This window comes from Spirosoma taeanense (genome assembly GCF_013127955.1).
In the GTDB taxonomy this organism is placed as follows: domain Bacteria; phylum Bacteroidota; class Bacteroidia; order Cytophagales; family Spirosomataceae; genus Spirosoma; species Spirosoma taeanense.
Window position 1 is genome coordinate 3,837,894 of sequence record NZ_CP053435.1, and the last position, 23,634, is coordinate 3,861,527.

At 54.6% G+C, this 23,634-nt stretch carries 18 protein-coding genes; 9 read left to right on the forward strand and 9 right to left on the reverse strand.

Annotated elements, in window-relative coordinates:
• Positions 1–46 precede the first annotated feature (46 nt).
• Positions 47–427 carry a response regulator gene (locus HNV11_RS16110; RefSeq protein WP_171740636.1) on the reverse strand — a complete coding sequence of 127 codons (381 nt, stop codon included), beginning with the start codon at positions 425–427 and terminating at the stop codon, positions 47–49.
• A gap of 348 nt (positions 428–775) precedes the next feature.
• Between HNV11_RS16110 and HNV11_RS16115 the strand changes: the two genes are divergently transcribed.
• On the forward strand, positions 776–1,213 hold the full coding sequence (locus HNV11_RS16115) for a WapI family immunity protein (RefSeq protein WP_171740637.1): 438 nt from the start codon (positions 776–778) through the stop codon (positions 1,211–1,213).
• A 110-nt stretch (positions 1,214–1,323) separates the two neighbouring features.
• On the opposite strand, the gene HNV11_RS16120 is transcribed toward HNV11_RS16115, so the two are convergent.
• Positions 1,324–5,022, reverse strand: coding sequence for a PAS domain S-box protein (locus tag HNV11_RS16120; RefSeq protein WP_171740638.1), 3,699 nt, complete (start codon positions 5,020–5,022; stop codon positions 1,324–1,326).
• Positions 5,023–5,214: 192 nt separating this feature from the next.
• On the opposite strand from HNV11_RS16120, the gene HNV11_RS16125 reads away from it, so the two are divergent.
• Genes HNV11_RS16125 through HNV11_RS24010 form a run of 3 tightly spaced genes read left to right on the forward strand, consistent with a single transcriptional unit; the run spans position 5,215 to position 7,627 of the window.
• On the forward strand, positions 5,215–5,550 hold the full coding sequence (locus HNV11_RS16125) for a PKD domain-containing protein (RefSeq protein WP_171740639.1): 336 nt from the start codon (positions 5,215–5,217) through the stop codon (positions 5,548–5,550).
• A gap of 6 nt (positions 5,551–5,556) precedes the next feature.
• Positions 5,557–6,606, forward strand: a complete 1,050-nt coding sequence (locus HNV11_RS16130) for a hypothetical protein (RefSeq protein WP_171740640.1) — start codon at positions 5,557–5,559, stop codon at positions 6,604–6,606.
• Positions 6,607–6,661: 55 nt separating this feature from the next.
• Positions 6,662–7,627, forward strand: a complete 966-nt coding sequence (locus HNV11_RS24010; protein WP_240163484.1) for a hypothetical protein — start codon at positions 6,662–6,664, stop codon at positions 7,625–7,627.
• 2 nt (positions 7,628–7,629) lie between these two features.
• On the opposite strand, the gene HNV11_RS16140 is transcribed toward HNV11_RS24010, so the two are convergent.
• From HNV11_RS16140 to HNV11_RS16170, 7 genes are all read right to left on the reverse strand, one after another.
• Complete coding sequence (locus HNV11_RS16140) at positions 7,630–9,048, reverse strand: WG repeat-containing protein (RefSeq protein WP_171740641.1); 1,419 nt, start codon at positions 9,046–9,048, stop codon at positions 7,630–7,632.
• Positions 9,049–9,103: 55 nt separating this feature from the next.
• Positions 9,104–9,679 (reverse strand): retropepsin-like aspartic protease family protein, encoded by a 576-nt coding sequence (locus HNV11_RS16145; RefSeq protein ID WP_171740642.1) that lies wholly within the window; start codon positions 9,677–9,679, stop codon positions 9,104–9,106.
• 184 nt (positions 9,680–9,863) lie between these two features.
• The gene (locus tag HNV11_RS16150) at positions 9,864–11,231 is read right to left on the reverse strand and encodes a hypothetical protein (protein WP_240163486.1); all 1,368 of its coding nucleotides are present in this window, start codon (positions 11,229–11,231) and stop codon (positions 9,864–9,866) included.
• A gap of 2 nt (positions 11,232–11,233) precedes the next feature.
• Positions 11,234–14,674, reverse strand: coding sequence for an acetate and sugar kinases/Hsc70/actin family protein (locus HNV11_RS16155; RefSeq protein ID WP_171740643.1), 3,441 nt, complete (start codon positions 14,672–14,674; stop codon positions 11,234–11,236).
• A gap of 92 nt (positions 14,675–14,766) precedes the next feature.
• Positions 14,767–16,257 carry a hypothetical protein gene (locus tag HNV11_RS16160; RefSeq protein WP_171740644.1) on the reverse strand — a complete coding sequence of 497 codons (1,491 nt, stop codon included), beginning with the start codon at positions 16,255–16,257 and terminating at the stop codon, positions 14,767–14,769.
• 56 nt (positions 16,258–16,313) lie between these two features.
• A complete protein-coding gene (locus tag HNV11_RS16165; RefSeq protein ID WP_171740645.1) occupies positions 16,314–16,757 on the reverse strand; it encodes a hypothetical protein in 444 nt (147 codons plus the stop codon).
• Positions 16,758–16,855: 98 nt separating this feature from the next.
• Complete coding sequence (locus HNV11_RS16170; protein WP_171740646.1) at positions 16,856–18,376, reverse strand: hypothetical protein; 1,521 nt, start codon at positions 18,374–18,376, stop codon at positions 16,856–16,858.
• Positions 18,377–18,574: 198 nt separating this feature from the next.
• On the opposite strand from HNV11_RS16170, the gene HNV11_RS16175 reads away from it, so the two are divergent.
• The 5 genes from HNV11_RS16175 to mgtE all read left to right on the forward strand — a co-directional run bounded on the left by HNV11_RS16175 (position 18,575) and on the right by mgtE (position 23,624).
• Positions 18,575–20,197 (forward strand): Ig-like domain-containing domain, encoded by a 1,623-nt coding sequence (locus HNV11_RS16175; RefSeq protein WP_171740647.1) that lies wholly within the window; start codon positions 18,575–18,577, stop codon positions 20,195–20,197.
• Positions 20,198–20,251: 54 nt separating this feature from the next.
• Positions 20,252–20,734, forward strand: a complete 483-nt coding sequence (locus HNV11_RS16180; protein ID WP_171740648.1) for a hypothetical protein — start codon at positions 20,252–20,254, stop codon at positions 20,732–20,734.
• A gap of 89 nt (positions 20,735–20,823) precedes the next feature.
• Complete coding sequence (locus tag HNV11_RS16185; RefSeq protein ID WP_171740649.1) at positions 20,824–21,315, forward strand: FKBP-type peptidyl-prolyl cis-trans isomerase; 492 nt, start codon at positions 20,824–20,826, stop codon at positions 21,313–21,315.
• A 100-nt stretch (positions 21,316–21,415) separates the two neighbouring features.
• Positions 21,416–22,213, forward strand: coding sequence for a 16S rRNA (adenine(1518)-N(6)/adenine(1519)-N(6))-dimethyltransferase RsmA (rsmA, locus tag HNV11_RS16190; RefSeq protein WP_171740650.1), 798 nt, complete (start codon positions 21,416–21,418; stop codon positions 22,211–22,213).
• Between the two features lie 58 nt (positions 22,214–22,271).
• On the forward strand, positions 22,272–23,624 hold the full coding sequence (mgtE, locus tag HNV11_RS16195; protein WP_171740651.1) for a magnesium transporter: 1,353 nt from the start codon (positions 22,272–22,274) through the stop codon (positions 23,622–23,624).
• The last annotated feature ends 10 nt before the right edge of the window (positions 23,625–23,634 follow it).

Below are 23,634 nucleotides of genomic sequence, written 5' to 3' on the forward strand. Positions count from 1 at the left end.
CTCATGCAGAACATTCGCTCGTTCACTCTTTCATTCTTTCGCTCAATTATTTATCCGTCAACTGATTAACCACTTCTACCAGCCGGTCGAAGTTGAGTGGTTTAACCAGTACGTCGTTGAAGCCGGCCGTTTTGAACTCTTCTTCTGTATAGTTTTTGGCGTTACCCGTAATGGCAACGATGGGAACTGTCGCTTTTTCCTGATCAGACATGGCACGAACGCGCCGAACGCATTCCATACCGTCCATAATGGGCATGTTGATGTCTAACAGCAGGATACTAAAATCTTCCTTTTCCAGAATCTGCAGCACCTGTTCGCCATTCTTTACGGCAGTGATGTCATAGTTCTGAAACTCAAGGATCTTGCGGGCCAGATTCTGGATAACGGAGCTATCTTCGGCAATCAGGACGCGTTTGGAAGCTGACATAGGGCTTGGGGATCGTGTTATGTTTAGCGTGGTGAAATTAGCATTTAATACGCAAACGCAAAAAAAGCCCTGATCCAACAGGCACCTCCCCAACTCGGATGACTTTAAATAGCCTAGTGCATCCGTAGCGGTATTTTTCAAAAAACTCGCAAAAAAAATCAATTATCCGGTTCAGCTTATGCGATTTTTTTAGTAAGTTTAATCCCTCAACTCAATGATTCTTATTGACTTCCGCCTTTTAGTAACGTTGGTAGCCGTTTGTCCTTAACGGTTGATTTATCCTCTGGTTTGCACTTCGTTTTGAGTTGAACTTTTTGCCTTCTTTACGAACCTTCCTCTTTTACGCCTATGAGACTGACCGGACCCGATGGCATTTTTGAGCTGAACATTCTGGACTATGAATGCAGCGACTCTCCGTCCTTTATGGACCGTAACTGGCTTATTGTCAGCCTAAGAACCCGTTACCGCGATCACCAATGCGTTCGCACGGCGCCGATTCTTTCTACCTGGGAGCTGGAGTTACTGCTGAAGTGGATGCGCGCAATTGCGGATGAGCACGAACTTTCGCCTAAACTGTCGTTTGTTGAACCAGCTTTAGGGTTTAACAACATCTCGATGGGTAATGGCGACTACCGGTTTCGGATTAAACTCGGCTCGGATGCCCTGCCTAACTGGCAACGCGGCACCGCACCGTTTTATTTACCCGTTACGCCCGATAAACGTGAATTACAGGGAGCCATTCAGGATCTGGAACGACAGCTACACCGATTTCCTGTACGTGAGTAATCTATAGCTCAACTTCTAATCCTGTCATAAAGCCCTCAGGCTTGCTCTGGTCAACGTAACGTTACGTTGACCAGAGCAAGCCTGAGGGCTTTATTATTAGCTTGCGTTCGTTACGTTTTCACAGTTTCACGCTCTTGCAGGAACTCGGTAAATGATCGCTCCAGCGCCTGCAAGGCTTCAGATAACCCACTTGTATCGTTTAGCTTAAGTTTTCCTTCGGCGGTGCGGGCTATGTCGGCCATGCGCGACACGCCAATGGTTCCGGCACTGCCTTTGAGCGTATGCAGGTGACTTTTCACGGTCGGAATATCGCCCAGCGCGTAGGCATCTACCGCGCCTTTAACCAGGTCGGTGGCTTCGACAACAAACTCCTCCATGATGCTGTCGACGAGTTCCTGCCCGCCAATGTCGCGGAGCTGGCCAACAATTTCGGGGTCAATGATCGGCAGCGCAGACTCTCCGGCAACGACTGGTTCCGGCGCCGGACTGGCTGGTGCGCTCCCGCGTTTCGCCCGGCTGGCATCCGCAATTTCCTTTACTTTAGCGATCAGACTCTGCGCCCGGATCGGCTTGGCAATGTAATCGTCGAGGCCCTGACTGATGAAGCGTTCCCGGTCTTCGCGCATTGAGTAGGCCGTCATGGCGACAACCGTTGGGAGTTGCAGCCCGAACTGCGCGCGCAGATGGCGGGTCGTTTCGACACCATCCATGTCGGGCATCTGAATGTCCATGAAAATAACGTCGAATCCCGCAAATTCGCCCCTGGCTCGTTTCTCTTCGCCTTTCTGCACCTCCGCAATGGCCGCCGGACCACTGTCGGCAATGGTAACGATGCAACCGGCCTTCCGCAGAATCTCGCTGGCTACCTTGCGGTTAACGGCGTTGTCGTCGACCAGCAATACGTTCGGGTGGTAATCGCTGAAGAAGTTGGCCAGCGCAATTTCAGCCACTTCGGTGGTCTGCTGCGTCGGACTGATCGACGTTTCTTTCAGTTCAATCTCGAACCAGAACGTACTGCCCTGCCCTACTTCCGACTCTACGCCCACGTCACCTTTCATCAGATGCGCCAGTTCTTTCGAGATGGCCAGGCCCAGCCCCGTGCCGCCAAACGACTTGCGCGACGATGTATCGACCTGACTGAAGGAATTGAACAACAGGTTAATATTGGCTGCCGAGATGCCGATGCCGGAGTCTTTTACGCCTACCCGAATCCGGTTGAATTTACCGTGCTTGCTGATGAGATTAGCCTCAACCCGAATGGTACCGTTCTCGGTAAACTTAATGGCGTTAGAGGTCATATTCGACAGAATCTGCAGCAGCCGCGTCTGGTCGGCAATTACGAACTTAGGCAGCGCCGGATCGAGATGGTAGCTAAGCTCGTTGTTTTTGGAATTGGCCTGCTGGCCGAACAGGGCAATCAGCTTCTCAAAAATTTCGCGGAATTCGATCGGCGCTTCGTGCAGCACCATCTTGCCCGCTTCAATTTTAGACAGGTCCAGAATATCGTTCAGGATGTTGAGCAGCGTTTCCGACGAGCGTTTGATGGTTTTAACGTAACTGCGCTGCTCATCGTCCAGGCGGGTATCGTTAAGCAGGTCAATCATACCGATCACGCCGTTCATTGGCGTACGGATTTCGTGGCTCATATTGGCCAGAAACTGCTCTTTTACCTTCAGCGAACGCTCGGCTTCTTCCTTGGCCTTGACGAGTTCGGCCGACTGCCGCTTCAGTTCGGTGATGTCGCGCGCCAGCACCGCCACGACCGAGTAACGACCGTCGTCGTCCTGCAGCAGGAGCATATTGAACATAAACTGCCGTTCAGTGCCGTCTTTCCGGCGCATGCTGACCTCGAAGTTGCGCAGGCTGCGATTACGCCCGAGCTTAATCATGGCCCGGTGAATGACGCTCTTGTCAACAAAATACTGCGTTACGTCCTGGCCCAGCACTTCGTCGGGCGTGTACCCCATACGTTTGAACACCGACGGGCTGATCATCGTAATCCGGCCTTTACGGTCTACGCGGGCATAGATGTCCTGCAGGTTTTCGAAAATCCCCCGGAATTTCTCTTCGCTCTGCAGCGTAGCGATTTCGGCTCGTTTCCGGTTCGTGATGTCACGCGCAATGCCCGACACTTCTTCAATCAGACCACCCGCCAGCATGATCGGATTGAGCTGAAAATCCAGCCAGACCTCTTTTTCGTCGTTGCCGAAATGCAGTTCGAAGTTCTGGGCGTAGCCCCGGAAGGCCAGTCGGTATTTTTCTTCCAGCAGTCTCCGGTTTTCTTCGCCAATCATGCGCCAGCCCTGCTTGGGTGCGCTGATGTGCAGCCGGGGCTTTTCGCTTAACTGATTCTCAATTAGCCGCGTGTAATTCTTGTTGAACGAAGTCAGTTGCAGCCCCTTGTTGACCGACCAGACCAGATACGTACTGCTGTCGAAAATTGCGTTCAGCCGGGCGTTCTGTTTATCGAGGGCGGCCTCCGACTGTTTGCGGGCGATAGCCAGCGCCACCTGTCCCGAAATGAATTCGAGCAGTTCCAGATCCCGGGGGCCGTAGGTTCGGGCGTCGTCGTAGGACTTTACGCCTATAATTCCCGTAATCTCGTCGCCAATGCGCAGGGGCGCCGTCAGCATCACCTTCGGCTGAAGCTGCCCGTACAAATCAATTTTGTGCTGCTCGGCGAGCTGGCGGATATCTTTTTCGTACAGAAACAGGGGCTTATTGGCCCGAATCGTGTATTCGGTCAGGCCGTTGCCGAGTTTCCGTTTAGTGAACCGCATGTTACCGCCAAAGTACTCGTCGACGTAATACGGAAACGACAGATAGGTTTTGCTGGAATCATACAGAGCGATGAAGAAATTCCGGGCTTCGATAATGTTCCCCAGTTCTTCATGAATCCGGTGGTAAAGCTCGTCAAGGTTGTGGGCGTTAATCGTCCAGTTGGCGATGCTATAGTATAACTTCTGCGACTTTTCGGCCCGAATCTTGCCCGTTATATCGTGAAGAATGCACCGGAACGTGGTAGGCTTTCCGTTATCGAACCGGCAGTTGACACTACCCGACAGAAAAATGGTTTTACCGGCCTTGTTGCGAAATACGGTTTCAAAATATGGCAGCTTAACGCCTTCCTGAATCCGTTTCAGCAGCGTCAGCGTACTTTCGGCATAATCGGGATGGAGTACGTCGCGCAGATTCAGGGCGGCAATTTCGTCGGAACTATAACCCAACACCTCGCGCCAGGCCCGATTGACGAAGATAAACTTGCCATCGAGCGTCAGCAACTGAATCAAGTCAGACGTATTGTCGACCAGATCCTGCAGTTGAGCGTTGGTATTCGACAGCGCCGAGGCAACGCGCCGTTTGTTGGTGACGTCCTCACCAATCAGCGTAAAGGACGATACGCCACTTTTATCGTCATGGGTCAGAAACGAGTTCAGCCGAACGTTGCGAAACGCTCCGCTGCGGGTCAGCAGGTTCACTTCCCGCTGCTCAGGAAAGCCGCCTTTGATCAGCGCTTCCTCAAATTCAAGCTCAAGCCGGGCCCGGTCGGCGGGCGGAATAAAAATATCGAAGAAATTTTTCCCAATAATATCATCTGGATGCCAGGCCGTAACGCGGTAGGTATAAGGATTAGCGTAGCTGAGCGCTCCGTCGCGCTCAATCGTAACGCCAATCAGATTTAGCTGATCGACTGTCTGGCGAACGTCGGGATGCGGGGCGTCATCAGACAGAACAGCGCCGTCGCGTTCGTGGTGGAGCCGCTGAATTTCGGCTACTAATTCGTCTTTGGTTTTAGAAGACCAGCGCATGGATATCAAGACGTTTCCGTCCAACTTTTTATGGAAAGCCACCAACTGCAAGCAGCTAAATCTACGCAAAAAGCCGGTTTCTTCCAAGCTGCAACCGGTAGGCAACAGTATTCCCGGATTCGGCTATTTATTCCTCAGATACGCATTCGTTCGCGTGTATTTGCGTAATTTGCTGTTAATCCATCAACGACCATGGGTAAACTATTTATTGTTGGGATCATCTTACTGGCTCTGACGGGATGCGAACCCTACGATCTGGAACGTAAGCGTTTCCCGGTCTGTTCCAAACCCTCGGCCGAGATTGGCGTTACGATCGATCGGCTGGACGTAACGTTTTTTCTGTTTAATCCGCAGGGCGACATCACGGTGGCAGGCTGGGACCCCGGCGACGGCAAAGGTAAAAATCGGGTTGGCCCCCGCGTAACGTATAATTACGAAAAAGCCGGTACCTATATCGTTACGCTGGTGCTAGTCAACGCCTGCGACGATACGTTTACGACCACCCGCGATATTACCATCCGTAACTAGCTCTCCATGCGTCTGCTGTTCCTTTGTTTCTTTTTTCTGATACTAACTCTGACCAGCCGGGCGCAGGAGCGCGTCCGCAACGTTCGGCTCCGCGTGGTGGATTCATCGCAGGTCGAAATTCGGTATGATCTGATCAATGCCCGTCCGGGCGACTCGATTTATTTTCAGATTCGTAGTCGGCTTCGGGGCGCTTTACGGATTCTGCCCGAGTTTGTGCGGGGCGACATCGGTACCCGAATCGTGGCCGGCTCCGAACGGCGTATTGTCTGGAACGCGCTGGCCAATGGGTATTCCCTCAATGAAGAAATCCGCGCTACAGTACTGGTCAAAACCGGTCTACTACCCGCCCCTTCGGCCCCCCTGCCTACTGAACCAACCATTGCCAGCCGACCGGAAAAACCCTCGCAAAAGCCAACTAGTGTAACCACGCCCCTAAACCCAGCATCGATCCCCAGACTACCCAAGCGAAGCGAACCAACCGTGATTGGCAGAGATACCGTAACGGCCCGGCCGGCTCCACCCGCCGAACCGCGGCCCGTGACCCAGCCGCCTACCCGACCCGACCCGCCAGCTGTCAGCCCGACGGAACCGGCAACCATACCCCAGCCTGCCGACGTAAGCTCGCAACGGAAACGCTATGCCGGACCGGCCTGGGCGCTGCTGAGCGCCGTAGCTCCGGGCGTCGGGAACATTTTCGTGCAAACGCCGAATCCGAAAGTCGGTCTACGGCCTTTTATCGCCGTTGGCTGTTATGGCCTGCTGGCCTATGGTTTGATTGAACGCCTAAAATCGCGGGATGAGTTTGCGGTCTATGAACGGCAGAAAAATTCAGTCCTTGCCGAACCGTATTACCAGAAGGCCAACAGCCATTATCATCGGTACTACCTGGCCACCCGGACGGCCATTGCCGTGGCAGCCGCCGACGTGATTCTGACCTTTTTAAGAGGACTACGTAACAATCAGCTTCGTTCTGAAGCTCGTCGATTACAATCCGTTACGTTCCGGCCGGGCATTCAGGCCGGACAGCCAACGGCGGTTATGCGCTATTCGTTTTAAACGGTTCATCAGGGATGCAACCCGGTCTTCTGCATCTGACTTTATTCATTACGCCATGCGTTTATCTAGCTTACTGATCTCTTTTCTGCTATCCATAGCCAGCCTGGCGCAGTCGACAGACCCCAACCGACGCCCGAAGTCGGTCATCTACTCGGCCAGCAGCGACTGGCAGAAGGTTACCCTCAAGCGAACGCCCCGTCTGCGCCGGGAAACCACTGCGGCTACTACCCCCCGTGCCGACGAGCCGACCGTTCGTGAACCATCGGTAGTGCCAGCCACACTCCCTACCTCGCCAGTCGTTACCGCAACACCCCAGCCGACGGTGACTCGTTTCAATGTGCCGACGCTGCAGAACAATTATCCGGATAATGTTCCTGTAGTGAATAATACAACGGCGGAACCAGGAACGCAGCCCAGTCGGACGGCTTCGACCCGAACGAATGCTTCGGGCTTCCGCCCGGCCTTTACCGGCGATTTTGCCACCAACCGGAACGGCTGGAAAGCCGGTAACAAAGGCGATTACAATTATCAGATAGGCTTGGGGAAATACAGCATCCGCAAGCGCCGGATGGACACCCAGCAGGCCGCGTTTAGCTTTGTACCGCTTCCAGTTGACATTAATCTGAACATAGCTGACGTGTTTACGATTAAGGTCGACATTGTGGCTGATTCAGGTCAGGTGCCTACGGGTGGCGTTCTGTTTGGCGTTCTGGATTCGCTGAATTACTCGGCCTTTCTGTTGAATGGAAAGGGGGAAATTGCCATCGTTCGCGTCACGAATGGCGAAACTTCCGACGATTATATGCCGGGCGACTACTTTAAACCGGGTATTTTACTTGAAAGAAATCGGGATCGGCTAATTATCCGGCGTAAAGGGGAAGCGCTGCATTTTTATATTAATGAACGGGAAGTACGCAGCAGCCCCTATCCGTTCAAAATGCTGGCCGGCAATGGCATTGGTCTGACAACAACCGGCTACTGGACGTCGTTCCAGAAATTAAGCGTTACGCTGGGGCCGTAGCCTTATTTGATGCGTTCGCCATTTCGGTTAATGGTTATAAGCTGCCCATTCAGGAAAGCGCCGGCTGTATTCCCCCGGAAGGGCGTAACGGCCTCAAACTCGGGCTGAATGACCCACTCATCGTTCTCATCAATAAAGCCCCAGCGACCATTGCTGCGCGCCCGTCGCCAGCCGCGCTCATCAGTGCCCAACTCTATCTTATCGTAAGGCTTACCGCCGAAGGCTTCCTCGTACTTACCCGCCCGGGCATCGGCTGGAGTAGTAGGCACAGTTTCGGGCTCGGACGCGGGCGGGTTATCGGCAACGGGTGGCTGAGCCGGCTCTTCGACCGGTTTAGTTTCCTCCACTACGGTCGTTGACGATTCGTCGCCAGGCAGAGTCTGGGTACTGGCAGCTTCTGTTTCCTGATCATCAACTGGTGCCTGGCGACCTGTTCGAGAAGCAGATCCGGTTGAGTAAGTCGTCCGCTCCGTTCGTCTCTGCGGCTCAGGTGAGATTCGTTCTCCGCTGTTATTCCGAATTAGCCAGTAAATTAGTGCCAGTAGTGCCAGCGCAAACAGAACCCCGTAAACCCCACTCCGATCCGGCGGAATCACCTCAACCCGAACGGTACTAAGCGGATTGTTATTAGCGTCAAACAGTGTGTAATCCGTCGTTTTGGTCGGTTTTACCCAGCCCCGGTTCTGGGGAGATAAACCTTCGCCTAAATCATCAATCGTGACGGCCAGCAAATTGTCGACATTCCATTCCAGCGTAACGCCCTGCCCTTTGCGCACTTTGGCGGGCGTGGCCGTAAACTTCCGCACAACCGGGGCCGGTTCGGGCGGAGCAGCAGGTTTGCTCGGTTCAGCGGGTGGCTCAGTTGGCTTGTTAACGGGCGCAACCGGCTCTGGAACGGGTGGCGATACAGGTTTTGGCGGCTCTGCTACTACAAGTTCCGGCTCTGCGGGCCGACTCTCCGGCTCAGGCCGTGCCGGTTCGCGTTCGATTAACTCTGTAAACGCATCCGAAGCGCCCGAATGGGTAGTTGTCGTTACCGGTATAGTTGTCACCGGCGGTTCGGGGGGTTGTGGAGCCGAACTTTTTGCCAGCCGTGCCATGACGGCTGGAACCCAGCGGTTGCGCACAAAATCGGCCGACAGTTTCAGCGAAACAGCCGCGTTGACAATCTGGTTTAAATCCTGTTCTATGAGATGGCTGCGCGAAGGCAGCGCCAGCCGGGCAATGCGGGTCTGAATATTCTCGAACAGAATACTGTTGTTGCTGATTTCCTGACTAACCTCGTTTGCCAGCTTCAGAGCAGCCGCGAGCGATAGGCCAGCGGCCTGCGCTTCCTGTAGGTAGCCATTACTTCGCCACACATCGGGGCCGTCGAGAACGATGGCTTCGCGGAGTTTGTCGGTCAGTTCAGTTTCCGTCATTAAAAAACAAATACGTAATTCAGCGTGAGTCTTGTCGCCATCATAACACGTTAGCCTAGTCGAACGTCACCACATTGCGCCGGTAATCCACCGAAATTTTACCGAACTGCGACAGGGCCGACTGGCCCAGCAGCAACGGGGCTTTGGCACTGCCCACAATGTTGGCGTTTACGTTTTCGAGCACCCGATCGCCAATCTGCACCGACTTCAGCCGAACTACCGAACCGGGCGAGATGTCGCCGTTTGCATCCTGGAAACGCGCCTGGCCAACAATATCGGCGTCGGTAATGGCTCCCTGTTTATACATAAACTCCGCTTCCGTCGCCGACATGGAAATCAGGCTGGCACCGGTATCGAGAATAAATTTCATCGGTACGCCATTGACCGTAACGGGCACTTTGTAGACGCCGTTTTCTTTTTCCATGGCAACTTCGGTGGGGCCGGAGCCGATCTGTTTCAGCGTTGGCTTCGGCGCAGGAGGTGGCGTCTGAACCGGCGCATCGGCCTGTTGATCGGCTGTTGTCCGCTTAGCCCGGCGCGGGGTATGACTACCCGACCGGGAGCAGCCCGAGCAGCCAGCGAGATAAACGGTGCTAACCAGCAGCAAAATTAATACGATAAGTCGGGTCATTGGCGAAATGATTGATAACGTTAGCTACGAAGCGACCCGCTGTTTGCCGAATGGCGGGACGGCCTTTCCGGCAAACAGCGGGTCACAAACGCGAGAACATTATCTATTCGGTTTGTGTGTAATTCACTCGTATAGACGTAGAACCACAACTTTTAGAGTCGTGTTCATTCGGTCCATACAATCCTTATTCGTAGCGGATCAGAGCTTTTGTTTTTACCCGCCAGCTTCCGTTTTCCAAAGCCGCTTCGCCATCCCGGCGCATGACGATCCGGGTATGCGTTGACGAGAAACTATTTTCACTCTCGCAGGCAGGCTCAATCATGTAGTTGCGGTACGTCAGAAAGCGCGTTACGCGACCCGGCTCCGCTTCAAACCGGAACGATGCCGTGTCTGGCCGGTCGGCGTGAACGTTGAACCGGTAGGCCGATTCGGGCGAGAGCGTGCTCATCTGCTGAGCATTGTCAAACTGACCAGTGGGGTCCGGCGGAGGAAAATAAAAGACATCACCGCGAGCCGTCGTCTGTGACTGCATCTGCACAGGTGGTGTCGGCGTTGGAGCCGCAGGTGGCTCCGGCGCTGGAACGGGCGCAACAACAGGTTCGCTGCGTTCCGATACTACCGGGCGCGTAACGGGTTCATTGGCCGGTGCCGGGTTCACACCCTTCTGCTTTAACTGCCGAATGGCAGCCAGCGGTTCAACGCCTTTGCCCAGTTCGGCACGGATAGCGTCGTAGGCGTCGGCTTTCTGTTTGTAGTCCGCTGGCGGCTGCCGGGGCTCATTTGTGGGTCTGGGCCGCTGGGCAGCCGCATCGACAGAACGACTCAGGCGGGCATTCTCGCTCAGCAGCCGTTCTACTTCGGCCTTTAGCGAACGATACGCCAGCAGATACACCGCTCCTGCTCCAACCACTAACCCCGCAATCGCACCAAGAATCATCATCCAAAGCCGTTTTTCCTCTTCACTTTTTACCTGACGCTCCAGCTGGCTGATTCGGAGGTCTGTTCCATCAATCGAATTTTCATCCTCCGTCAACGTATCCGAATCCGCGGGTACGTCGGCCTCCGGCTGAGCAGCCGACAGTTGTGGCTGTTCGGGTGCCGTGGCGGGTGGCAGCAGACCGTCGATCTTCGCCAGAATGTCAGCCTGCGCAGCCGGACTGAGTGGCCGGCCGTAGTTCCGATCGTTTTTATACTTGTCGTAGAACCGCGCCAGTTGCTGGCGAATAGCCGTGTTGGCCTCTGCCGGCGACATGGTATTGAAGCGGGATGTACTTTTCAGCTCACTAAGCTCCTGCATCTTCGCGCCAACGGCGTCCCAGCCCCCTACGCTCCGGATCACCTGCTGCGGATCGCATTCGTCCCCGCACGCCAGCAACTGCGCATAAATTTCCTGCGCCTTGGGCTGACGAATATCCGCAAACACCCGCAGGGCTACTTCCTTCGTGAGTGTATCCATAGCGGCCTGGTTCGGGCCTGGCGGCTGCGCCGATGCCAGCCGAACCGCAACCAGCAACCCACCCACCAGAAGGCCAATTGGTCGTACTGTATTCATAGCTAAGCCAGGGCGTTCGCCAGTTTATTGATAGCGCCAATGAGTGGATAGAAAAACAATGTCTCTTCAATGGGTGCATGCAGGGCATCGGTCATACCGCTGTACTCGGCCGCGATGTCGCTTTCCCGGCGCTGAATACCGTCCATGAGCGATGTATCCAGGTGCGTCCGCAACTCCTGCTGAGCCACCACCAGCGACCGCGCCGATACGTTCAGGTTCCGCACAAAGCTGAACTGCTGATTCAAGGCAAAAAAGAAGTCAATGAACGCATTGGTTTCCTTCAGTAGTGAATCGATTACCTCTGGTTTATGCAGGTCTGCGTAGGTCACCGTCGGGAATTCGTCGTTGAAGGTCGCCGGGTACACGTAATTGATCGCTTCCGTATCGACGGGGCGGCTGTTGGCGGGCTGCATCAGCGCGCCTTTGCAGGTCACTTCCTTCGGGCCTTTCTTCTCGTAGAACAGCGTCAGGCCACTCGTGCCGTAGGGCTGGTCATATACTTTTTCAAAAATAGCCCGCGCCAGCTTGCCCAGCATCTGATCGTCGGAGCTGATGATGGTCAGCACCTTCGAGCCGGTTCCGCTGAACGTAATCGCCCCTGGCAGACCAATGCCCTTGTGTTTCATCAACTGTGCAATGTGGTACAGCAGAGCCGTATAGAACAGGACGAACACCACTTTCATGTCTTCGTCTTTGGCCAGCATCCCGTTGAACGACAGCATACTTTTGGCCTTTACGTCGTTGCTTTTCTCGATGGAGAACCAGAACGCCATGATGTCTTCCGAGCGGTTCGTTTCCAGCATACGCCGGTTGTTATCGCTCAGGTTGCCCAGGCTCTGGCTATCGAGCAGGGTCTGAATCCGGTCGGCGTATTTGCGAACGAACCCATTGTGGCTGGCCGCACCGTACTCGCTGAAGGCGTCGCCGTAGATAGCGTTACCCGCAAACCGGAACGAGGTCAGCAGCTTAGGCTCGTTGCGTTCATAGACTACTACATCCGATGTTCCTCCGCCAATGTCTACGTTAATCACCGGCCGGGCCGATGCGCTCAGCGTAGGATTCTGCTTGTAGTAATAGAATGGCGCAACCGACTCCGATACTTCGCGCAGCCGTCCCGGTGCGCCCCCAATGTAGCGACCATACAGTTCCTGCCAGTCCGTGCGGAGCTGGCTCACGCGGCCGGGGGTCATACTGGCCGGGAAGAACCAGTAAACGATTGTCTGGGTTAGGTTGCCGCCCTCGGTCAGCACCTTGTTTTTGATCAGCATCAGCAGTTCCTCCAGGAATGCTTCCACGCGCCGTTCGGTCTGATCGTTGTTCTTCGCCCATTTCAGGTTGGTCGTAATCCGATTCGAACCCGCGGGCTGCCGCTCTACGTAGAACGGAATGTTGAAGTCGGCCAGCGCCTGCGTCTGCTGATTAAAACTCAGGTTCATCGGTTCGGCAATGGCCGTGCGCGTCGGGAAGCTATCCGGCCGACCGGGACCAATGGTTGGCGGCACAAACTCCAGATCGTAGAGCAGGAACAGCTCGAACAGAGCGGGGTTATACTGCGGTGGGTTCACCAGGGTTGCCACCTGCGGGGTAAGCTCGGCAACGTCGAACGGCCGGGGCGTTCCGCCATCCACGCTGTATTCAATGTGGGTATTGGTCGTGCCAAAATCGACCGAGAACGCAAACTGCTTGCTGCCGCCGTTGTATTGCTGCCAGCGCGGAATCAGAATCCCGTTCAGCTCGCGGCCATCGGCGCGGATGTTGGTTTGCAGATAATCGAACTCTTCGCGCAGCACGTAATACACGCTCGAACCGTCGGTATTCTGCTGACGTACTGTGCGCTGGTGCTTCGACTCGGGCGTTACGACCGCGTTCGTCTGCTGTTGAAAATAGCTCAGTTCGTACTGGTTCTGACTGTCGAAACCCGATTCAATCAGCTGCACCCGATAGTCGGCCGGTACCGGGACGCTGCCCGACCGTACGAACGGATAAATATTAACCGTGAACGAGTTTTCGACAATAATCCCTTCGTTGTTGGTTTCGTTGGGCGCGGTTGAATTATGGGCACCGATGGTCGGGGCATAGAGCCGCTCAAAGGTAACGAACTGATTGCCGGGCTGGCCAGGAGCCGTAACCGGGATGTCGAGCGTTACGTTGACGCCCCCACCCTGCGGGGTCATCTTGAACCGGACGCGGCCGTTGAACAGGTCTTCAACGTCAAAGAAGTCGAAGAAGTCTTTTTTGAGCGGCAGCAGATACCCTTTATCGGTGGCGGGCGCCTGCAGGTTACCATCGAAGAACCGGCCCCGGTCCATGGGAAACGGCAGCCGGACCAGATACGGCTCCAGAAAGTCGCTGACGGTGAGCCAGGGATAGTTGCCCGGCTGCCCCGGCAGAGGACGCTGGTTGTCGCGCCACGACTCGCGGGCGTAGTACGGCACGGGCGTATTAGGGTTCCACTGCGCCTGGGGTACGTAGGTAAACGGCCGGAAAAAGCGGTTCTGCAACGCCATCGGCCGGGGTTGGTTGGGACGCAGCCGGGCGTATTTGTCCGACTTGATAATGAAGTCGCTGACCTGATCGATGGCCCGCGCATCCGATTTTTTCTTACGTAACGGAAAGCCCAGGACCTCAACGATGTCGCCGGGGCCGGTGGTCAGCTCTTCAAAGTCGGTCTCGAATTTCTCACGCGTTAACAGCGGCTGACCGTTCGGCGACTCGATATGTTCGTAAAACAGCGTCGGGTTCTGCTGCTGCAACAGCGCCCGGCTGCGGTTGAGGTAATCGTCTACCTCGCGGAACCGGTCGCGGAAGTTGGGCATGAACAGCTTGATGGCGTACCAGAACTTCTGGTATTCAATATCGCGCTGGTGCAGGGGCATATATGAACTGTCGAACAGCCGGTCGTTGCCCATCGATACGTCTACCCAGCTCAGGTCATTGCCGGAGCTGAAAAACAGCGTCTTAGGCGATGTACCGCCTACAACCCGCCCCCGGTAACTCAGGATAAAGAGCCGGTTGATGTCCTGGAAGTTATACTCGGCTGCATCCTGATCCAGAAACAGCTTCAGGGCGTCGCCTAATCGCCGGTGGCCCAGGTTCATTGACTGCCGGAGCCGGTCGAGATCAGTGCGAACGTCGAAGGGCGTAATGGTGACAAAGGTTTTGAGCTTGTCGTAGTTGAAAAACAACTCACCCACGTCCAGACAGTCCGAAACGACGCGCTGGTCGTTGACCGTGCCGCTCAGATCGGGTTTAAGGGCCAGGTTCAGGAAAGCTGACCGGACGAGGTCCATCCTGGCAAACGGGCTTGGAATCGACGTGGGCTGCTTGACGGTCTGACCGCCCTGAGGGTCGCGGATAGCTGCAATCTGATCCGTGCCGAAGGGCTTGCTAACGTACCAGTGCAGTCCTGGGGTAGGATTATGTAAGCTGAATGTGGTTGGCATGATTTGACGTCATGGATGTCAGGGGTAATCATTGGGTAGTCACTGACGATCAATGACTATGAAATGACACTCCTGGACTACGTATCGACAGGTTAATAGTCAAGAACTTTAGGCATTCGCTCGCGAATGAACCGCTCGCTGCCTTCCGAAAATAGCTGAATGAATTTATCGGCCTCGCTGACATAAGCTTTGCCTTCGGCAGTCTTGTTGAGCGTCTGGTCGAAGTCGTCCACAATGTCCAGCTTTACGTCCGACTCCCCTCCAAATATTCCTTTCTTACGCGGTTCAAATCCCCGCACCGTATGGCCGAGGTTACCCGCATCGAGAAGGAATGGTTCAAACGCCCGCTTGTTCTGCCGCATTTCGGTAAGCCACTGCCGGAAACCCGCGTCGAAATTTTTGACGCTGTTGAAAAAGCCGGAGTTCAGAAACGAGGTAGAAATCGGCGGGTTGGCTTTGGCCCACTGCACCGTTCCGGCGGCCTGCCGTAGCCGCTGGCTGATGTAGGTGCTAAACAGCGCCATCTTCGAGAGCGGCAGGTTGACGATCTGCTTGGTGGCCGCTGCGAGATTACCCAACTGAATGCTGATACCGTCCTGCTCAATACCGAACTCCTTATAAACCGGGTTGGTCGGTCGGCCGCTGGCAACCTCAAGGCTGCTGTCGGGCATGTTCATGAAGTCCACAATAGCCAGCGCCGACGCCAGTTCAACAAAGTGTGCTTCGTTTTTCTGCCCGCCCGCGCCGGGATCGTAGGTATAGGCTTTGGTCTGGTCATCGCCGATGTAATAAAGCGCGTTGACCGACGGGTTAACGCCTTTCTGGTAATAGTTCAGGGCGGCTTTGGTCTTGGCCGTAAACGATGCCGGATCAATCAGCTTGTTTTCGTTCGTGGTCAGGCTGAAATATGGCATCACCGTAACGGCCCCAATCTTGGCATTGGTCAGAAACGCCGGGTTCGGAATCTGACCGATGGCCTGCGCGCCCCGGATGTTTTTGAGCAGGATTGGGAAACCGGCCGCACCCGTACCCCCAAAAATCGAGCTGACGATAAAGATGCGGTCGTTGGCCCCGAAGTTTTCAGCAAACGCCTGAAACACGTCCGAATAACGAAACTGATTCAAGACGGTGCTGCCAATATTCGGATTGCCCACGAACCCAATGTCCATTTTCGTTTCCAGGTTCTCCTCCGAAAACAGCAGACTGGCGAAGGCTTTGCTGGGGCCGTCCAGCCCTTCGTAGTTGATATAATCCCGAAATTTTTCCTGCTGAACGCCCTGCAGTTCAAATACGTAAGTATCAGCAATCGTCGCGTTGCCGCCTATTGAGCGGTTGAGCGTCTTGATCTCGGTGCCGAAAAACCCTTCGGCTGGTTTGGTTTGCAGAGCCGCGCGAACGTTGCCGTACTCCCGTAGCAGGTCTTTAGTCCGGAGCAGGTCGTCGTTGGTGGCGTGGGGGTCCAGCACAATCGGGATGACCTCATCGGTATTGTTCATTTTAACGCCCGACGCCAGCAGGAAAGTCAGGGCCTTCAGCACCCGTGAGCCGGTTCCGCCGATGGCGAATACAAATAGTTTTGGCATAATTAATTCCGGATTGTGGTCCGTTTTTTACTGACAGATGCGAACCGGAGTTCGGATTATTTCGACGGCCAGAGCATGGGCCGGTGTTTCGCGTTTTTGCTGAAGTTTTTCATCACCATCGAGATAATGAAAAAGATAAGAGCCGTCAGCAGGGCCATTTCGAAAGAATAACTCAGGAAAACACTCACGCCCTCATCGAAGAGCGTTCCCTGATTCGGGTCGGCTTCGTCGCGGGGGATTTCCTGGTTCGCTTTCTGGTAACAGGTCACGAGCGTAATGAAGAACAGCAACAGCGCACTGACGCCCATCATCAGCAGCCAGCTTCCGAAGCTACTAAAGCTGACGCGGTTGAAGGGCCAGATATAGAACGCAAACGCTACCACAAAGGCAAGGCCGATCGCCGACCACGTCAGGGGCGACAGGAGTTCTTCCTGATACAGATCTTCCAGCAGGCTGCTGTTAACAAACAGATTGTAAAAATTATAAAGGGATTCTTCCATAAGTAAAGAGTGAATGAGCGATTGGGTGAAAAAGTGATTGAGTGAAAGAGCGAATGAGTGATTCTGTTCGGGTTTATTTCACTTATTCGCTCTTTCACTCATTCAAGATTAATTGTCAACGTGAAATAGTCGGTTTGGTTGTTTGGATTATAAGCTCGTTCGACGCCCTGGAGCAGGTTCAGCAGGCCAAACGTCGAGTTGGCATCGGGCGACTGGTCGCTGCTGGTGTTTGTCTGCGCAATCCAGCGGGGTGGAAACTGCCGACGCAGCCGAATCGCGGCCGTTCGCTCACCCCGGGCCGGACGGGCGGTGGTCAGCAGCAGTTTATGCGTGACCCCGTTGGCACCGGCGTAGGCCTGTACGGACGACACCCGGAAGTTGTCTTTTCCTTCCACCACGTACTGGCTGGCGTCCGTCAGCAGCGACGCGGGCAGCCGTAGATTCGACAGATTTACCGCCACGGGTAAGGTCAGGCTCTTATCCGATACGTCGGGCTGCACGTCTTCAATCGAATGGACCACCTTGGCCCGTTCCCGCACTTCTTCGTTAGCGCGCTTGAACCGCCCCTTACGTGCGGGGTCGTTGACCAGAATCGTGTAATAAGGCGTTTCGGCTTGTGTATCGCGGCCTGACGCGGCTCGGCCAAAGAACCACGAGTTTTCGAAGCCCGGCAACTGGTCAAACCGCCGGACGCTCTGGTAAGCCGGGTCGGTATAGAGCCGCTGCATAGTTTCGTTCCGGCCAATCAGGCACAGGTAATATGGCCGTTCGCCTTTGTAGCGTTGTTTGGCGTTGTTCCAGCTATAATACGTCCCGTCGAAGTCGGCACTGAGTTTCAGCACCAGCATCGAGTGCGTGCTGGCGTAGGGGTTAAACACGGTCGTCAGCAACGACGAGGCTGCGTCCAGCGTTTTCTGCGCACTCATGCCTGTTAGCTGCGGATCGGAATAGATCAGGTCCGACACCAGAATGCTCAGTTCCTCGCCGGTTGTGTTCCGCAGAATCTCGCTGAAAATCCCTTCAAAGTCCGTGCTGGTCGTTTTGCCCTTGGTTTTGGCAATCGTGAAGATATTCTTCTCCTTGAAAAACTGCGACAGCGATAACCCCAGCGGATTAACCTCCGTATTGACCACAAAAGTCTTGCCCTGCCCCGGATTGACCGCGTCGAAACCAGTCAGAACTTCATTAAGCGTTCGTTTGAAGGTGCCGTTGCCCCCCGGCGCATCGTAGGGAAACATACTGGCGCTGGCTTCGAGGTACAGCTTCAGCCGGATCGATTTGACCGAAGTCGCAGCCCCGGTTAACGCTATGGTCGGCGCTTCGCCTTCTTTGGCCAGTTTGCGGTACGTAATATTCCGTTGAATGTATTTCTGCAGGGCCGCATCATCTACGGTGCCATTGGCGACCAGCCGGGCGGTCTTTTTATCATCGGCGAGGTCGGCTTTTTTTTCGTTGATAAACGCCCGGATGGCGTCGGCCTCTTTAGCATCAATGGCATTGTCGCTGGTGAGTGCGTCGCTGATCTGACTGTCCAGATCGTCGGCCGCGCTGGAGCAACCAGCCAGCCAGCCGACCGATGCAACAAGCGCCAGCAACGCACAGAAACGGGTGTGAATCATGAATAATTCTCTCGGATTAGGGTTGAGCTATGCGCGGCAAAAGTACCAAACCACCTTTGCACAACTTCCCATCGGGTTGGGTGTCTTTAAATTTTCTTAAATTTCTACTAAACGTAACGAAGCAGCAGGTCATTTTATGTCAGCCGGTACAGTTTAACGATAAACGGGCGTTTACCTTTGTAGTCTGATTCCCGCAATATGAAGTTTCGTCACCTGGTTATTGTTTGCCTGCTGCTGTTGCCATTTCTGTTTCATAACTGTGCTCAGGTTGCCCAGCCACCGGGCGGGAAAAAAGATACGCTGGCCCCCAAGCTCGTCAGCAGTATGCCCGCCCTGCGCCAGCTGAACTATACCGGCAAAACGGTCGAGCTGGAATTTGACGAGTATATTAACACCGAAAATCTCCAGCAGAAAATTACCATTACGCCCCAGGATAGCAATACCTACGTTGTCAAATCGCTGCCAAAAGGCGTGCGGCTAACGTTCAACCGGTCGTTTCAGCCCAATACTACCTATACAATTGACTTCGCCGACGGCATCAAAGACATCACCGAGCGGAACATTGCTAAAGACTCGAAGGTCGTTTTCAGTACCGGTCCGGCCATTGATTCGCTTTACCTGAGCGGCAATGTGGTGGACGACGAGAGCCGCCAGCCGATTCTGGGCTTTACGGTGGGGCTGTTCGGCCCGAACGATACGCTGCCGATCAACCGTAAACGTCCGCAGTATTTCGCCCGCACCGATAGCAGCGGCAATTACCGCATCGAGAACGTAAAGGCCGGACAATATAAGGTCTATGGCTTTGACGACAAAGATCTGAACCTGGTTAACAATACTCCGGGCGAACGGGTCGCTTTCCGCGACAGCGTCCTGAATCTGACACGTAATTACACCGACGTCAATCTGGTAGCCTTCCGCGGATACGGCATACCGCGCATCAGCCGACGCGAACGCACCGACGAAACCCTGGGGCTTGAACTGAGCAGCGGCATTGCGGGCTACCAGCTTCGCTTTCAGAAACCGGGCGATACGCTGGTATCGTTTCTGGAAACGCCCAAGATGATTCGACTGTACCGACCCGCCAACCGGGCCGCCAGCGACACAATCAGCCTGACCGTCATCGCCGAAGACTCGGTCAACAACATTACCGAGCTGAAGGAACGGGTCTTCTTTTCGCCCCTGAAAACACGGGCGAAGAACCGAACGGCGCTGAGCGTACAGGTAGCCCCTCCCACTAACGAACCGATTGACAACAATCTGGATTTTACGCTGGTCTTCAACAAACCTATTCTGCGCTACAGCACCGAACTGATTAACATTGGCCCCGACAGTACCAAACCGTTTCAACTGAAGCCGGAAGAGCTGGCCTGGACCAATAACTTCTCCCGGCTGACCATTAAACGGCCGACGAATCTGCGCGACAGTCTGCTGTTTCAGCTCCAGAAAGGTGCGTTTATCAGCGTTCAGGGCGACACCCTGCCGCGCTATTCGGCCCGGTACACCATCGCCGAAGAAGACAGCTACGGGTTGATTGCCGGACGCGTAAACCGCCCGGACAACAAATTCATCGTGGAGTTGCTGGACGACAAAAACACCGTGGTTCGATCGGCCTACGGCACCCCTACCTACAGCTTCGGGCGACTAAAACCCGGCCAATACCGGGTCCGGCTGATTATCGACGCTAACGGCAATCGAAAACGGGACATCGGCAATGTCCAGAAAGGTCTCCAGCCCGAAACGATCATCTACCACCCCGGCGCCGAAGAGGGTGGGTTCATTCCGCTCAAGCAGAACTTCGAATTGACCGACATCGATTTCTGACGAGCGACGACACAAGCTTTACGTCCTGTACACCAAACCGTTTCAAACCGAACAATGAAGACATTCTACACAAATGCGCTCACTGTCACACTGTTGATCAGCGCTATTTCACTATCCTGCGGAAATAAGACGCAACAGGAAGAGCCCCAGCAAACCACCAGTCCAATCATCGGCACCTGGCGGCTTCTTTCGGGTACGCTCATTGAAAAAGGAGATACGATTGTAACAGACTACACCAAAAACCTGTCGTTCATCAAGATCATTAACGACACGCACTTTGCCTTTCTAAAACACGACCTAACCAAAGGCAAGGGGCCGTTGGCGGCTTACGATTCTGGGGGAGGCACTTACTCGCTCAAAGACAGTCTGTACACGGAGCATCTGGAGTACTGCACCGAGCGGGAATGGGAAGACAATACGTTCCGGTTCACAGTTACGCTACAAAACGATACCCTGGTTCAGCGGGGTGTGGAGAAAGTAGCCGAAGCAGGCATTGACCGGCTCAACATTGAACGATACGTCCGCGTAACCCAATAAACGACATCCCAGAAGATACAGCCCGGAAAATTCGGCTGATAGCCCTGTCGCTGCCGTCGCTTTATCAACAACCTAAAATAACCTGATTGATGAAATTCTCTTCCAACAAACGCACAGGCTTTGCGCTGCTCATCAGTGTCCTGACTGTTTACAGTTGCGGTACGGCCGACCGAACACCCTGCACACAGACGACGGTTTCCGTTGAGGCTCCACAGTCGGAGGTTACGTCGTTGAAACAATACCTCGACGCACAGAAGATTAAGGCCACGGCCGATAAACGCGGATTCTTCTATACTATTCAGTCGGCGGGCTCGGGTGCAAAGCCGACTGCCTGTTCAACGGTAACGGTCAATTATACCGGTAAGCTCACTAACGGAACCACCTTCGACAGCGGCAATGACGTAACGTTTGGACTCGATCAGCTCATTCTGGGCTGGCAGGAAGGCATCCCCCTGATTGCACCCGGTGGCCGTATTACGTTGTACCTGCCCCCCAGTTTAGCTTACGGCGCTCAGGATCAGGGCGACATTCCGGCGAACTCAATCCTGGTGTTTACGATCGACCTGCTTGCCGTATTGTAGCCATCCGGCAGAACGCCAAAACTCTCTGCCATTAGTAGCTGGCGGTGGCGGCTTTTCATGCTGACCGCGTACCTTTGCGACCTGAAACCTATCCGGCATCATGTCTGTAAAGCCTAAAAAAGAACTCGGTCAGCATTTTCTGAAAGACCTCAGCATCGCCCAGCGTATCGCCGAACTCCTGACCGGCCACGGTGGGTATCAGAAAGCGCTCGAAATCGGGCCGGGCATGGGCGTTCTGACGCAGTTTTTATTGAAGGACAGCCGATTCGAAACATACGTAATCGAGATTGACCGCGAATCAGTCGATTATCTCAAGCAGAACGTTCCGGCGCTGGAAGGGCGGATTCTGGCGGCCGATTTTCTGAATATCAAACCGGAGCTTTTGCCTACCAAACAACCCGGCACCGAGCCGTTTGCGGTCGTTGGCAACTTTCCCTACAATATCTCGACCCAGATTCTTTTCAAAGTGCTGGACATGCGCGACCGGGTGCCGGAGGTTGTCGGGATGTTTCAGCGCGAAGTAGCCCAGCGCATTGCGTCGGGTCCGGGCAACAAGGATTACGGTATTTTGAGCGTTCTGTTGCAGGCTTGGTATGATATCAAGTATGAGTTCACCGTCGAGCCGGGCGTGTTCAATCCGCCCCCGAAAGTTCATTCGGGCGTGATCTCGCTCCGGCGCAACGACAAAACCGACCTTGGCTGCGACGAGCGTAAGTTTACACAGGTCGTGAAACACGGCTTTGGCCAGCGTCGGAAAACGCTGCGGAACGCCCTTAAACCGCTTAACCCGACCGAAGCCGCTCTGGCCAGTTCATTTATGGATAAACGCGCGGAGCAGCTGAGCGTAGCTGAATTTGTTACGCTCACCGGACTCATGAGCGAACGAGTGAACGAGTAAGCCCCCATTTACCTTTCATCAACCGTTCGTTCTATCACTCTTTCGCTCTTTTTGAATCGTGACTTTTGAACTCACCAAAGACTATCTTGACCATATCCAGACGGCCATCGAAGCGGGAGACGATGCCTTGCTACGGGCCGAGATGGAGGAGTTATTCCCGGCCGATATTTCGGGGATTCTGTATGAACTGGAACCCGAACCGGCACACTATCTGCTGAGTCTGCTGGATAAAAGCGTTGGCGCCGAGATTCTCGCCAATCTGGACCCCACCGACCGTACCAACCTGCTCAAGCGGTTTACGTCCGCCGAACTCGCACCCTTCATCAACCAGATGGATTCCGACGACGCGGTTGACCTGCTGAACCAGCAGCCCATTCAGGTGCGTGAGGAGGTCATCGGTCTGCTTGAAGACCGCGAACAAGCCCGCTTCATTCTGGACCTGCTGCATTATGAAGACGGCGTAGCGGGCAGTCTGATGCAGAAAGAGCTGATCAAGATCAACGTAAACCTGACGGTCAACGCCTGTATTGAAGAGATTCGACAGCAGGCCGAAGCCGTCGAAAACGTGTATGCCGTTTACGTTGTGGACGACGTTGGGAAGCTGCTCGGCCTGGTATCGCTTAAGAAGATCGTCCTTGCCCGCAAGACGGCTAAAATCGCGGATATCTACGACGACGATGTCGTGTTTGTCGAGACCTACCGCCCCGTTGCCGAGGTTGCCGAGGTGATGCAGCGGTACGACCTGGACGCTATTCCGGTCGTGAACGTACAGCAGCGACTGCTGGGCCGGATCACCATCGACGACGTTGTGGACGTAATTACCAACCAGGCCGAAGAAGACATTCAGGTTATTTCAGGTCTGTCGGGCGAAGTCGAGGAAGATGACAGCGTCTGGCAACGCTCAAAAGTTCAGTTGCCCTGGCTGGTTGCCGGGGCTGTGGGCAGTTTGATGGCCGCAACGGTCATCAATGGTTTTCAGAACGAGCTGGGCAAAATTGCGGCTCTGGCGGCCTTCATTCCCATCATCGGCTCAACGGGCGGGAACGTCGGGATTCAGACGTCATCCCTGATTCTGCAGAGCCTGACCGATACGTCGGGACTGAGCACGACCCTCGGCCGACGCCTGCTCCGAACGTTGCTGGTAGCCATTATCAACGGTCTGGTCGTTGGTATTATCGCGGGTATTTACACCTTCATTATTGGCGAACCACGTTTATTCTTCGTGGTTGCCACCTCGCTGCTGGCGGTCGTGCTGCTGGCGTCGTTCATGGGCACTATTACGCCCCTCCTGCTCAACCGCATCGGGATCAATCCGGCCGTGGCTTCAGGCCCGTTCATCACAACGGCCAACGACCTGATCGGCATCGGCGTGTATTTTCTGATTGCACAATGGCTGCTGACGGAAGTGTAACCGTCAGTGT